The organism is Mesorhizobium opportunistum WSM2075 (genome assembly GCF_000176035.2).
Lineage (GTDB): Bacteria > Pseudomonadota > Alphaproteobacteria > Rhizobiales > Rhizobiaceae > Mesorhizobium > Mesorhizobium opportunistum.
Genome location: NC_015675.1, coordinates 4,088,175 through 4,101,120, shown reverse-complemented (window position 1 = coordinate 4,101,120; position 12,946 = coordinate 4,088,175). Strand labels below are relative to the sequence as shown.

Below are 12,946 nucleotides of genomic sequence, written 5' to 3'. Positions count from 1 at the left end.
CTTCTATTCGAGATAGGTCGAGGGGTCGACCGGGGCCGAGTTCTTGCGCACCTCGAAGTGCAGCTTCGGCGAGTCCGTCGTGCCACTCATGCCAGACAGCGCGATTTCCTGTCCGCGCTTGACCTTCTGGCCGCGCTGCACCTCGATCGAACTGGCGTGGCCGTAGACGGTGACGAGGCCGTTCTCGTGGCGCACCAGCACCGTGTTGCCGAATTCCTTGAGGCCGTCGCCGGCGTAGATGACGACGCCGTTCTCGGCCGCCTTGATCGGCGTGCCCGAGGGCACGGCGATGTCGACGCCGTCCTTGCCGGATCCGAAACCAGAGATCACCCGGCCGCGCACCGGCCAACGCATCTTGCCGATACCCGTGGCATCCGGCGCCACCGCGTCGTCGTCCTCGGCCTGCTGGATGACCTTCGCATCCTTCTTCGGCGGCGTGTAGGATGCCAGCGTTTCCGACGGCGTCGTCTTTGCCGCAGGCTGCGTCGTTGCCGTCGTCACCGGATCGACCTTCGCCGGCTTGACGCTGGCGACAGTCGCGGTTCCGCCGGCCGGCACCTTCAAGGTCTGGCCGATCTTGAGCAAGCCATCCTTCATGCCGTTGGCCTGCTTCAGCGCAACGACGCCGACACCGGTCTTCCTGGCAATCGACGACATCGTGTCACCCGACTGGACCGTATAGGTGCCAGCCGCACTGGTTGCCTTGGCCACCTGCGTTGGTTTGGGCTCCTTGGGCTGGCTTGCGGCGGCCGACGTGTCGACCTGAGCGGCAGTCTTGCCTTCTTTGAGCTTCGGCTGCTGCGGCAGCACTGCGACCTTGTCCGGCGCGGTGGCCGGCAGGTTATGCTTCCCGTCCTTCGCCGGCTTTGCGTCGGCGACCTTCGGCTCGGCCTTGCTCGAATAGGCATAGGCCGGGATGACGATCTTCTGGCCGCTCTTCAGCCCCTTGGTCGGGCTGAGGCCATTCACCTTCATGATGACATCGGCCGGCACCTTGTAATGCGCTGCCAGGCCGGAAATGGTCTCACCGTCCCTGACGACGATTTCGGTCGCGTGCGGCCTGCCCGCCTCCGCCACCTTCGGCGCATCGGGCTGCGCTTCCTTGAACGGCTTCGCGGCCGGCGCGACGGTGCCGGTTGTCGTCCTGTCGACATGAGGAGCCGGCCGGACCATGGCCGGCGCCGATGCGACACGCACCGGATTGGCGGCAGGCGCGAGCGCCGGCTCGGGTTGCGCCTGGGCTGTGGCAGGCGGCGGCAACGGCCGGCTGGAGACCGGATCGAGGCTGGAGCGGCTCACCGACTGCGTATGGCTGCCATCGAGCGGAGCGGCCGAGACGTCGCCCGGATAGGGCTGTACGGCATCCTGCTTGTTGATGATGGCGCGCTGATTGTTGGTCGAAGAGGTGAAGACGTCATCGACACTGTTGAACCGCGAAGCCTGGGAACTGCACCCTGCCGCCGCGCCTGCAATCATGAGAACAGCGCAGCCCCGCGCCAGATTGCGACTATTTGCCTTCAAAACACTGAATTGCATCGCACTAACCCGCACAAACGCTGAACCAACTGGACAGGATTAAAGCGCGTTAATGTTACTGGTCGGTTAACCCATTAGAATCCGACGAAAATTTTCTTAAAACATTTTCGAGTGGACTGGAGGCGGGTTGAGATTCAGGTCAAGCCGAGTCGAAAATGGTATACCGAGAACCGGAGCGGAGCGTACTTCAGTGCGCCAGCGCTGGAAGCGCAGATATCAGCCATTTGCAGGACGGCCTCACCTGAACCTCAACGCGCCTAGATCACCGCGGCGACGCTACGCAGGATCGGCTGCAGCCGCACAAGGCCGATATCCTCGCGCTCGAAACGGCTGCCGACCTTGGTCAGCTTGGCCAGCACCTGCTCGCCCTCCTCCGGGCCGATCGGTGCGATGACGATGCCGCCGCTCGATAGCTGATCGAGCAGGAAGCGCGGCAGGCTGTCGAAGGCGGCCCAGGCGACGATGCGGTCGAATGGCCCTTCATTGGGCAAACCGCCGGAGCCATCCGCCTGGCGCACGATGACATTGCCGATGCCGAGCGCCTCGAAACGTTGCCTGGCCTGCTCGACGAGCGTCTTGTAGCGGTCGACGGTGACGACCCGCGCCGCCAGCCGCGACATCACCGCCGCGGTATAGGCAGAGCCGGTTCCGATCTCGAGCACGCGGTTTCCCGCTTCGATGGCGAGTGCGGCGATCACCGCCGCTTGCATGTCCGCCCCTTCGATCGCCTCGCCGCATTCGATCGGCAGCATGCGGTCCGACCAGGCGATCTGATGAAACTGTGCCGCCAGGAAGCCACGCCGCGGCGTCGCCTCGAAAGCCGCAATCAGCGCCTTTGGCACCGTTCCCCTGCCGCGCAGGCGCAAAAGGAAAGCCGCAAATCCTTCGCGATCGTCGATTGGAAAGCCCTGGTTCATGCAAGCGCCTTGCTCAATTGGTCACGGATCTCATGCGCGGTGAGGTCGAGCTGCAACGGCGTCACCGACACCAGGCGGTTGCGCAGTGCGTAGAGATCGGTGCCTTGCTTGCCCTCGACCGGCTCGCGGCCGAAGCGCAGCCAATAGTAAGGCAGGCCGCGCCCGTCACGCCGCTCGTCGACCCAAAGGCTGTGCACGAGCTTGCCCTGCGAGGTGACCACGGTGCCTGCGACTTCCTCGGGAAGGCAGTTCGGAAAATTGACGTTGAGCAGCACGCCATCGGGCAGCGGCGTCGCGACAAGCTTCTTCAGCAGCGCCGGCGCCAGCGCCTCGGTGGTCTCATAGGGAACCACGCGATCCTCGCCGACTGTGCTGTAGCCCTGGCTGAGCGCGATCGAGCGGATGCCGAGCAGCGCGCCTTCCATGGCGCCTGCGACGGTTCCCGAATAAGTCACGTCGTCTGCGATGTTGGCGCCCGAATTGATGCCCGACAGGATCAGGTCGGGTGCGCCGGGCAGGATCTTCTTCACGCCCATGATGACGCAGTCTGTCGGCGTACCGCGAACGGCAAAATGCTTCTCGCCGATCTTGCGCAGCCGCAGTGGCTCCGAGATCGAGAGCGAATGCGCATAGCCGGACTGGTCCTGCTCGGGCGCCACCACCCAGACATCGTCGGAGAGCGTGCGGGCAACGCGTTCGAGCGACGCCAGGCCCTCGGCATGAATGCCGTCGTCATTGGTCAGAAGAATGCGCATTATTTCGATTCGATCTTTTCCAGACCGCCCATGTAAGGCCGCAGCACTTCAGGAATGGTTACGCTGCCATCCTCATTCTGATAGTTTTCGATGACAGCTATGAGAGCGCGGCCGACAGCGGTGCCCGAACCGTTCAGCGTATGGACGAAGCGGTTGCCCTTGCCGTCCTTGTCCTTGTAGCGAGCGTCCATGCGGCGCGCCTGGAAATCGCCGCAGACAGAGCAGGACGAGATTTCGCGATAGGCGTTCTGGCCGGGCAGCCAGACCTCGATGTCATAGGTCTTGCGCGCGCCAAAACCCATGTCGCCGGTGCACAGCACCATGGTCCGGAACGGCAGGCCGAGCCGCTTCAGCACTTCCTCGGCGCATTGCGTCATCCGCTCATGCTCGGCGAGCGACGATTCCTGATCGGTGATCGAGACCAGCTCGACCTTGTAGAACTGGTGCTGGCGCAGCATGCCGCGCGTGTCGCGCCCGGCCGACCCTGCTTCCGAGCGGAAGCACGGCGTCAGCGCCGTATAGCGCAGCGGCAGCTTTTCATGCGCGGTGATTTCCTCGCGCACCAGATTGGTGAGCGGCACTTCGGCGGTGGGGATCAGGCCAAGCCGGCCATCCCCGTGCTGCGTGAAGAACAGATCCTCCTCGAACTTCGGCAACTGGTTGGTGCCGAACAGCACCTCGTCGCGCACCATCAGCGGCGGAATGATTTCCTCATAGCCGTGCTCGTTGGTGTGCAAGTCGAGCATGAACTGGCCGATCGCGCGCTCCATCCGTGCCAGACCGCTCTTCAGGACGGTGAAGCGTGAGCCCGACAGTTTTGCCGCGCGCTCGAAATCCATCATGCCGAGCGCTTCGCCGATCTCGAAATGCTCCTTCACCCAGTTCCGGCGCGTCGGCACTTCGCCGACGATATGCTTGACCACATTGTCGTGCTCGTCCTTGCCGACCGGCACGTCGTCGAACGGCACATTGGGCAGCACGGCAAGCGCGTCGTTCAGCGCCTTGTCGAGTTCGCGCTCGCGCGCCTCGCCATTCTGGATGAAGGTCTTGATCTCGCCGACTTCGGCTTTCAGCCTTTCCGCAAGGGCCGCATCGCCCGAACGCATGGCGTTGCCGATCTCCTTCGAGGCGGCGTTGCGGCGCTCCTGACTGGTCTGCAGCTCGGTGACATGCTCGCGCCGCGCCTCGTCCATGGCGATCAATTCATCAACCGTGGACTGCGCCTCAGCCGCCGACCACGAGCGCTTGACCAGCGCCTCGACAAGGGCCTTCGGGTTGTCGCGAATCCATTTGATGTCAAGCATGGTTTATCCGTCCTCAGCTATGCGAGAGGGCGTAAACCGCATCCTTGATTGATGCAAGATAGAGCGGACAGCGACTGTCTATTTCCAGCGCTGCCTGTTGTCTTACGAAGCAGCCGGCGCTGGGGGCTCGTCCGGCGCTTTATCTGCCACGGTCTCGCCGGCTTCCTGCTTCTCGCGCGCCACCCGCTGCTTTTCCTGATCCCGCTCGATCCACCGCGCGGCCCAGATCGAGACCTCGTAGAGAAGGATGGTCGGAATGGCCAAGCCGATCTGGCTCATCGGATCCGGCGGTGTCAGCACGGCGGCAACGATGAAGGCAATGACTATCGCCCATTTGCGCTTTTCCGCCAGCGCCTTGGACGACAGCATGCCGACGCGTGTCATCAGGCTGGTCACCACCGGCAGCTGGAACACCAGGCCGAAGGAGAAAATCAGCGTCATGATGAGGCTGAGATACTCCGACACTTTCGGCAGGAGTGAGATTTGCACCTGATCGTCGGTGCCAGCCTGCTGCATGGCGAGGAAGAACCACATCACCATCGGCGTGAAGAAGAAATAGACCAGCGAGGCACCCATCAGGAACAGAATGGGCGACGCGATCAGGAACGGCAGGAACGCGTTGCGCTCGTTCTTGTAGAGGCCGGGCGCGATGAATTTGTAGATCTGCGTGGCGATCAGCGGAAAGGCGATCACCATACCGCCGAACATGGCGAGCTTGACCTGCGTGAAGAAGAATTCCTGCGGCGCGGTGTAGATCAGTTCGACCTTGTGCGGATCGAGCCCCGCCCATTTCGTCGCCCACTTGAACGGGACGACCAGAAGGTTGAACAGCCTCTTGGCAAAGAAGAAGCAGACCAGGAAGGCGACAAAGAAGCCACCGAGCGACCAGATCAGCCGCCGGCGCAGTTCGATGAGATGCTCCATCAGTGGAGCGGACGATTTTTCGATCTCGTCCTTTTCCTTGTCCGAAACGCTCACTTGGCGGCTCCCGCCGTCTTTTTGGCTGCCGGCTTCTTCACTGGCGCAAGTTTCGGTTCGGCCTTCGCCGCGGTCTTAGCAGCAATCGTCTTGGCAGCAATCGTCTTGGCCTCAGCAGGCTTCGCCGCTTCAGGCTTTGGCGCAGGCGCGGTCTTCGCTTTCGCAGGCGCAGAAGCTTTTGCCGCCGACGCTTTTGCAACCGGCCCAGCCTTTACCGGCGCAGCTTTGGTCGCCCTCTTCGCCGCGGGCGCCTTGGGCGCCGCACTCGATGACGGCGCTGCCACCGATTCATCGGTCATTGCCGGGAAAGTCGCCGGCGCGACCTCCGCGCCGCCGGGCATGGTCGTCGCGCCGTTCTTCAATGGCTCGGCCGCCACGGGTGTAGAGGGTGCGGGCGTTGCCGGATCAGGGGCCGGCTTCGGCTTCATCGCCGCGTCGACACCGGCGCGCACATCGGCTGCCGCCTGCTCGAAGGGATTGAGCTGCTTCTTGATCTCGGCAACGGGGCTGAGGCCCCTGAGCTCGTCGACCGACTTCTTGACGTCGTCGAGCTCTGCTTCCTTCAGCGCTTCGTTGAACTGCTTCTGAAAATCGGCGGCCATGGCGCGCAGCTTCGCCGTCGTGCGGCCAAAGGTACGCAGCATGTTGGGCAAATCCTTCGGTCCGACGACCACGATCATGACGATCGCGATCACCAGCATTTCGGTCCAGCCGACTTCAAACATGGCAATCTGTTCCGACTAGAACTTTCTGGCTCAGCTCTTGCTGGCTTTTTCCTTCACGGCCGAAACGGTCTCGTCGGCACGGTGTTCGACGGTACGCTTGTCTTCGGCGACATCGTCATCCGCCATGCCCTTCTTGAAGCTCTTGATGCCCTTGGCCATGTCACCCATCAGCTCGGGGATCTTGCCGCGGCCGAACACCAGAAGCACGATGACCAGCACGATCATCCAGTGCCAAATCGAAAATGAACCCATAGCAAATCTCTCTCGAATGGTTTCCCTGGCGATGATCTATGCGTTTTCGCGTTGGGATTCAAACACAACTGCGACAGAGTTTATGAAAGGGTGGCGGTTGTCACGCATTTTCAGTGTGATGGCCCGCTACGAATCCGCGCATGTACAGTCTGCCGACTGCTTTTGAAACAGATTTCGCGGTCAATCTTCCGTGACGCGCGGCGTCAGCAGGCCGAGTTCCTCGAGATCGATGTCGGTCAACGGATCTTCGTCCTCGGCCAGCGCGTCCGGGTCGGCCGGCGGCTGCGGGATGGAGAAATTGGACGGCATGCGGCCCGAAAGCAGGCCGGCGCCCTTCAATTCTTCCATGCCGGGAAGATCACGGATTTCCTCGAGCGCAAAATGGTCGAGGAAGGTCTCGGTGGTGCCGTAGGTGACCGGACGGCCGGGCGTTTTGCGGCGGCCGCGCATGCGCACCCATTCCGTCTCGAGCAGCGTGTCGAGCGTGCCTTTCGAGGTCTCGACACCGCGGATGTCCTCGATCTCGGCGCGCGTCACCGGCTGGTGATAAGCGATGATCGCCAGCACTTCGAGCGCCGCCCGCGACAGTTTGCGCTGCTGCACCGTATCGCGGCTCATCAGGAAGGCCAGGTCGCCGGCGGTGCGGAACGCCCAGCCATCGCCGACGCGCACCAGATTGACGCCGCGCCGGGCGTAGATCTGCTGCAGCTCGGCCATCGCGAGGGCGACGTTGATGCCGTCGGGAAGGCGCGCGGCAAGCTGCTTTTCGCTGACGGGTTCGGCGCTGGCGAACACGATCGCCTCGGCCATGCGTACGGCCTCCGCCATATGCAGCCGCTCGGCCGGATTCTGGACCTGCTCGGCGCCCTCCTCGGCAACAAGCTCCTGCTCCGGCTCATCTTCGACCTTGAACGGGATCACGGAAGCATTGGCGCGTTCGCTCATGTTGCCACCTCGATTGCCTTGATCGGCTGCACCCGACCGCGCAGATAGATCGGTGCGAACGTCTGATCCTGACGAACGTCCATCGTGCCGTCACGCACCAGTTCCAATGTTGCCGCAAAGGAACTGGCGATCGCCGTGCGCCTTTCCTCGGGGCTGGTCATGTACACGATCAGGAAACTTTCCAGCGTCGTCCAGTCGCTAACAGCCCCGACCAGGCGGGTCAGGACGTCGCGCGCGTCCTTGAGCGACCAGACGCCACGCCTGGCGATCGTCACATTGTTGATTGCCTGCTTCTGCCGCTGCTGGGCATAGGCGGTCAAGAGATCGTAGAGCGACGCCGAATAGGCGTTGCGCTTCTCGATGATGACCATTTCGGGCATGCCGCGCGCGAACACGTCGCGGCCGAGCCGGTTGCGGTTGACCAGGCGCGCCGCAGCGTCGCGCATGGCTTCCAGGCGCTTCAGCCGGAACTGCAGCACCGCTGCCAGCTCTTCGCCGCTTTCGCCCTCTTCGCCCGGTTGCTTGGGGATCAACAGCTTCGACTTGAGGAAGGCGAGCCATGCCGCCATCACCAGATAGTCGGCGGCAAGCTCCAGCCGCAGCGTCCTCGCCGTCTCGACGAAGGCCAGATACTGCTCGACCAGCGCCAGGATCGAGATGCGCGCCAGATCGACCTTCTGGGTGCGGGCAAGGTGCAGGAGAAGGTCGAGCGGACCCTCGAAGCCGGCCACGTCGACGACCAGCGACGGATCGCCCGTCAGCCGTGAATCGTCGTTCTCGGCCCACAGGCGGTCCATCGGTGCGGCCTTCGCGGCCTTGCCTTCCAATGTTTCCGCCACTGCCTCGTCACTTCCCTTTCAGCTAGGCCACCGCATCGAAATAGGTGGCGAATTCGGCGCGTATTTCGGTTTCTTCGGCCGCGTCGCGTTTCTCTATATAGGTCATCGCGCGCTTTGCACGCTCAAGCGACTTGCCCTCAAGCCCTTTGGTCCGCGACGCGATGCCCGCCATCTCCTCGAAAACGCCGTTGCAGTGAAGGACCAGATCGCAGCCCGCCGCAAGGATCGAGGCCGCCTTTGTCGGGAAATCCCCAGAAAGTGCCTTCATCGAGGTGTCGTCGCTCATCAGGAGCCCATCAAAGCCGATCTCGCGGCGGATGATCTCGTCGATGACCTTGCCGGACGTCGTCGCCGGGTTGTTGGGATCGATGGCGCTGTAGACGACATGCGCCGTCATCGCCATCGGCAGATGGTTGAGCTCCCGGAACGGAGCAAAGTCGTGCCGCTGCAGATCACCGAGCGAGGCGTTGACGACGGGCAGCTCGAAATGGGTGTCGGCGAAGGCCCTGCCATGGCCCGGAATATGTTTCATGACCGGCAGCACGCCGCCCGACATCAAGCCTTCGGCAGCGGCGCGGCCGAGTTCGATGACCGGACGCGGCTCCTTGCCGTAGGCGCGCGCGCCGATGACGTCGCTGGCGCCCTCGATCGGCACGTCCAGCACCGGCAGGCAATCCGCCGTGATGCCGTAGCGCAGCAAGTCGAAGGCGTGCAGGCGCGCCAACAGCCAGGCCGCGCGGGCACCGGCGTCATGATCGTCGCGCCACAACGCGCCAAGCGCGCCGCCCGCTGGATAGTTCGGCGCCAGCGGCGGCCGCAGGCGCTGCACCCGGCCACCTTCCTGGTCGATGAACACCAGCGCATCGGGACGCCCGATGCAGTCGCGCATCTCGGCGACCAGATCGCGGATCTGCTCGGTCTCGCCGATGTTGCGGGCAAACAGGATGAAGGCCCACGGGCATTCATTGCGATAGAAATTGATTTCTTCGCGGGTGAGCGATTTCCCGGCACAGCCGAGGATCATGGATTTTGATTCGGTCATGTCTGGAGTCTAGGGCTTCGCGCGACGAAAGGGAATCGTCCCGGGATCACAGCCGCCCGGCGCCAACGGCTTCCACATGAAAAAATGAAAAGCCGGCGCGGTCTAAGGCCGCGCCGGCTTGATTGGTTGACCGGTGACTAGAGCGGTTCACCGTTTCACGGAAACGGCAAACCGCTCTAACTCTTGGTTTTGACGCAATTCCGAACGGAAAATCGCTTCACGCTTTTCCTGGAATTGCTCTAGCGCGACACGAAGCAGTTGCCGCCGGCAGCCTTGTAGTTGGTGCACAGGTTGATGGCATCGTTGCGCGACTGAGCCACGACGCGAACGCGGTAGAACGTGCCCTTGCCGGCGATCTCGGCCTTGACGATGTTGGCTTTGCGGCCGGAAAGCACGCTGGCGTAACGACGCTGCAGATCCTGGTAACTCGACTGGGCGCTTTCCACCGTCGGCTGCGAAGCAACCTGCATCGACCACGAACCGCCACCGGTTGCCGTCGTTGCCGGATCGATGGAGGCGACCTGATCGGGCTTGACCTCGCCGACGACGTCGACCGGCTGGTCTGACGGACGCTGTGGCGCGATCGCAACCTTGGCCGGAGTATTGGCTGACTGCGTATTGGCTGACTGGGCCTTTTCCGGTTTGGCTGCCGGCTTGAGGGCCGGCGCGTCGTCCGACTGTGCGGCGACGGGCGCCACGGTGCCGGTCTGGTCGGCATCGGACTGGGCCGCAGGGGCGACATGCTGCGGCGCCGGATCGGCCGGTTCGGTGACGGCCACCTGCGGTGCGGCCGGTGCCGGGTCCTCGCGCGGCACCAGCGAGCCGTCCGACTTGACGACCATGGTCCTCACCTTGCGCGGCGCAACGGCGACGACATCGGCGTTGGTGCCCTTCTCGGCATCCTGCAGCACCTGCGCGATGCGATCCTCGGACTTGGGTGCCGGCGCTACGTTGTCGGCTGGCGCCGCATCGCCGGTCGGCGCTGCATTGGCAGTCGCCGGCGCGGCATTGGCGGTCGTCTGCGCGGCGTTGTTGTCGCCCGTTTCGCCGGCGGCAGCGTTCTGGTCAGCCGCAGCGTTCTGGTCGGGGGAAAGATCGACGGCGCGTGCCGGGTCCTTCGCCTGCACATCCACCGGTTCCTCGACGTCGGTGACAAGCTTCTGCTGAACCGGCTCGGCCGGTTTCGCGCCCTTGACCACCGCGTCATAAACCTTGTTGTCCTGGTTCGGCACCACGGTGCCGCCCGGATTCTCAGGCTTGACCTTGATCGGCGAATTGTCGGCCTTGACGATCACCGGAGCTTCGCTCCCGCCCTTGCCACCCAAAGACAGCGCAAAGGCTCCAAGGCCGCCTGCAACCGCCACCGCACCGACAATCGCCGCGATGAACAGGCCGCGACGCCCCGACGACTTGGCCGCCTCGCGTTCGCCCAGACCCGGAACGGACATCGCCTCGTCGAGTTCCGGATCGTAGTCGAGTTCGTCGACGGTGAAATCGTCCGCCTGCGAAACCGGCTGGCTGCCTGGCAGGCTGTCGAGGTCGAAGCCGTCAGCGGCATCGGCATAACTTGCGGTCGTCGCCGCACGGGCCGGCATTTCCGCCGGTCGCGCCGCATAGGTCCGCGCTTCCGGCTGATAGGCCGGCTTGGGCTCTTCATAGGCCGGATTGAGCCCACCAGGGTTGAAACCGGCATTGTAGGATTCATCGGCATACGAAGCGCTGCCGGCGGAAGCCGGCGCGACCTCGACCGAATTCATCTCGGTCAAAAGGCTGGCGAACTCAGCATCGAGATCGTCATAGCCGGCCGTCGTCGGCGCATCTTCCTCGAAGTGCAGCTCCGGAATGTCGAGATCGTCAGCCAGCGCCACGACGCGCTCGGGCACATCGACCGTTTCGACATCGGGCATCTCGTCGTAGCGCGGGGACTGCGGCGCCGGCGGTGCCGAGACTGGGGTTGCGTAGGCAGCAGCCGCAGCCGGCTCGGCCGCACGGTAGGACGGCACAGATGCCACCGCTGGGGCTGCTTCCGGTGTGGCGGTCCTGGCCGCCATCGAAGCGGACGGCTGCGCGGCAAACGCCGGCGGCTGGGGAACCGGCGTCACGCGGCTCCACGAGCGGGCTGGCTCCGTCGGCGTGGAACGTTCCGCCAGCCAATCGAGAGAATCATCCCGATCCTGCGGGGAAGCGGTCCCATCACGTGGATCGAGGCTGTTGGCCAAGGCGGCGTCGAATGCATCATTGTCGAAATCGACGTCGACCTCGGCGGCATCCGAGCCGTGATCCCCGAGTTCATCGAACAGCATATCGTCGAGATCGACATCGGCGGCCTGGGCGGCATGCGCCTCTTCGGACGCCGACTCATCGAGATCCCAGTCGAGGTCGCCAGCAAGGTCGGCGGGCTCGTCGGCAACCGTCTCTGGTGCGGCAGCAGGCTGGGCGGGAGCAGCGGAAGGCTGGGCCTGGGCCACAAAGGGCTGAGCCATGACGGGCTCTTCCTTGACCGCCGGAGCCGTGCGCTGGGTCATGGCACCCAGCAGCGCGTTCAACTCGTCTTCCAGGCTTCGTTCATTGGCGGCAGGGGCCGTCACGGTTGCGGCGGGCGCCACCAGCCAGGCGGGAGTGGCCGCGGCCTCGGCAACGACGGGCTCTTCGGCAGGCTCGGCAACGCCATCGTCCAAGCTCAGATCGAATGCATCATCCGGCCCGGCTTCAGGGCTTGAAAATTCGCCAGTATCCACGGCATCGGCGCGCACTTCGTCTGCTTCCGCCTGATTGAAGGCCACCCGCTCATCCGCTGGAACGTCAAAATCCACATCGGCCATGGCGTCGTCGAAACGGTCCTCGAAATCCTCGTCGGAAATCGCCTGGTCCTGGTCCTGGGCGGCCGCCACCGGCTCTGGGTATTCCACCGTGGTCGCAGCCGCATCACGCTGATCCATTGGATGGTCGTCGAGCATCAATTCGTCTTCGAGTGAAATCGCGGCTTCGTCGTCGAATTCAGGATCGGAGGCGGCCTCGACAGCGACCGGCACTTCGGCAACCGCGTGCTGGGGCTCGGCGACTTCGTCCTCGATGCGGAAATCCCGATCGAGCGACGCGGCAAGCTCGTCCTCCATCGGCACGTCGTCTTCGAAGGGGGAAACGTCTTCGAGCGAACTGGCGACGGCATTATCGAAATCGGCGTCGAAAGCAGGTTCGACGGCTGGTGCGGATTCGGCAGCGCTCGGGTTCCCATGGCTGGCGACGGACGCCTGCTCATCGGCAGCCGTGAAGTCCAGGTGGAAATCGTCGTCGAGCGAAAGCGCAAGATCATCGTCCGCGCGAAGATCGTCATCCGTCCCTTCATGAGCGGAAGCCGTTTCGAATGCCGGCTCATGAGCTTCGACACCCGGAGCGGCGTCGCTGTCGCCAGCGTCGAACTCGCCCATCAGTTCCTTTTCGAGGTCGATATCGAAGTCGCCCTCATCCGCCGGCTGACTGACGACGTCGGCTTTCGGCTTGACCGGCTGGCGCGGGTCGAATCCCATGATCCTGGTCAGTTCCGCGAACGGATCATCGTCGGCGATGTCGTTGTTGTCGGCTACTCTCAGCTGGGTTCTGTCTGCCATTATTGTTCCCGAACTCGCACTCAGTCGGACGCCATGGACGTCGCG

At 63.7% G+C, this 12,946-nt stretch carries 11 protein-coding genes; all 11 read right to left on the bottom strand.

Annotated elements, in window-relative coordinates; translation table 11 throughout:
• Positions 1-3: 3 nt before the first annotated feature.
• The 11 genes from MESOP_RS19755 to MESOP_RS19705 all read right to left on the bottom strand — a co-directional run bounded on the left by MESOP_RS19755 (position 4) and on the right by MESOP_RS19705 (position 12,901).
• Positions 4-1,536 (bottom strand): peptidoglycan DD-metalloendopeptidase family protein, encoded by a 1,533-nt coding sequence (locus tag MESOP_RS19755; protein WP_041164198.1) that lies wholly within the window; start codon positions 1,534-1,536, stop codon positions 4-6.
• Positions 1,537-1,793: 257 nt separating this feature from the next.
• Positions 1,794-2,453: a protein-L-isoaspartate(D-aspartate) O-methyltransferase gene (locus MESOP_RS19750; protein ID WP_013895107.1), complete on the bottom strand. Its 660-nt coding sequence runs from the start codon at positions 2,451-2,453 to the stop codon at positions 1,794-1,796.
• Complete coding sequence (gene surE, locus MESOP_RS19745) at positions 2,450-3,208, bottom strand: 5'/3'-nucleotidase SurE (RefSeq protein WP_013895106.1); 759 nt, start codon at positions 3,206-3,208, stop codon at positions 2,450-2,452. The genes MESOP_RS19750 and surE overlap by 4 nt, the downstream gene beginning before the upstream one ends.
• Positions 3,208-4,512: a serine--tRNA ligase gene (serS, locus tag MESOP_RS19740; protein WP_013895105.1), complete on the bottom strand. Its 1,305-nt coding sequence runs from the start codon at positions 4,510-4,512 to the stop codon at positions 3,208-3,210. Before serS ends, surE begins: the two co-directional genes overlap by 1 nt.
• Positions 4,513-4,614: 102 nt before the next feature.
• Positions 4,615-5,490, bottom strand: coding sequence for a twin-arginine translocase subunit TatC (tatC, locus tag MESOP_RS19735; protein WP_013895104.1), 876 nt, complete (start codon positions 5,488-5,490; stop codon positions 4,615-4,617).
• The gene (gene tatB, locus MESOP_RS19730) at positions 5,487-6,215 is read right to left on the bottom strand and encodes a Sec-independent protein translocase protein TatB (protein WP_013895103.1); all 729 of its coding nucleotides are present in this window, start codon (positions 6,213-6,215) and stop codon (positions 5,487-5,489) included. Before tatB ends, tatC begins: the two co-directional genes overlap by 4 nt.
• A 30-nt stretch (positions 6,216-6,245) precedes the next feature.
• On the bottom strand, positions 6,246-6,467 hold the full coding sequence (locus MESOP_RS19725) for a twin-arginine translocase TatA/TatE family subunit (RefSeq protein WP_013895102.1): 222 nt from the start codon (positions 6,465-6,467) through the stop codon (positions 6,246-6,248).
• Positions 6,468-6,647: 180 nt separating this feature from the next.
• Positions 6,648-7,412, bottom strand: coding sequence for an SMC-Scp complex subunit ScpB (gene scpB, locus MESOP_RS19720; protein WP_013895101.1), 765 nt, complete (start codon positions 7,410-7,412; stop codon positions 6,648-6,650).
• The gene (locus tag MESOP_RS19715; RefSeq protein WP_013895100.1) at positions 7,409-8,209 is read right to left on the bottom strand and encodes a segregation and condensation protein A; all 801 of its coding nucleotides are present in this window, start codon (positions 8,207-8,209) and stop codon (positions 7,409-7,411) included. The genes scpB and MESOP_RS19715 overlap by 4 nt, the downstream gene beginning before the upstream one ends.
• Before the next feature lie 64 nt (positions 8,210-8,273).
• A complete protein-coding gene (nagZ, locus tag MESOP_RS19710) occupies positions 8,274-9,293 on the bottom strand; it encodes a beta-N-acetylhexosaminidase (RefSeq protein ID WP_013895099.1) in 1,020 nt (339 codons plus the stop codon).
• 239 nt (positions 9,294-9,532) lie between these two features.
• Positions 9,533-12,901 carry an SPOR domain-containing protein gene (locus MESOP_RS19705; protein ID WP_013895098.1) on the bottom strand — a complete coding sequence of 1,123 codons (3,369 nt, stop codon included), beginning with the start codon at positions 12,899-12,901 and terminating at the stop codon, positions 9,533-9,535.
• Positions 12,902-12,946 lie beyond the last annotated feature (45 nt).

Coding starts and splice junctions, on each gene's coding strand:
- MESOP_RS19755 (WP_041164198.1), bottom strand. CDS start 1,536: ATGCAATTCAGTGTTTTGAAGGCAAATAGTCGCAATCTGGCGCGGGGC.
- MESOP_RS19750 (WP_013895107.1), bottom strand. CDS start 2,453: ATGAACCAGGGCTTTCCAATCGACGATCGCGAAGGATTTGCGGCTTTC.
- surE (WP_013895106.1), bottom strand. CDS start 3,208: ATGCGCATTCTTCTGACCAATGACGACGGCATTCATGCCGAGGGCCTG.
- serS (WP_013895105.1), bottom strand. CDS start 4,512: ATGCTTGACATCAAATGGATTCGCGACAACCCGAAGGCCCTTGTCGAG.
- tatB (WP_013895103.1), bottom strand. CDS start 6,215: ATGTTTGAAGTCGGCTGGACCGAAATGCTGGTGATCGCGATCGTCATG.
- MESOP_RS19725 (WP_013895102.1), bottom strand. CDS start 6,467: ATGGGTTCATTTTCGATTTGGCACTGGATGATCGTGCTGGTCATCGTG.
- scpB (WP_013895101.1), bottom strand. CDS start 7,412: ATGAGCGAACGCGCCAATGCTTCCGTGATCCCGTTCAAGGTCGAAGAT.
- MESOP_RS19715 (WP_013895100.1), bottom strand. CDS start 8,209: ATGGACCGCCTGTGGGCCGAGAACGACGATTCACGGCTGACGGGCGAT.
- nagZ (WP_013895099.1), bottom strand. CDS start 9,293: ATGACCGAATCAAAATCCATGATCCTCGGCTGTGCCGGGAAATCGCTC.
- MESOP_RS19705 (WP_013895098.1), bottom strand. CDS start 12,901: ATGGCAGACAGAACCCAGCTGAGAGTAGCCGACAACAACGACATCGCC.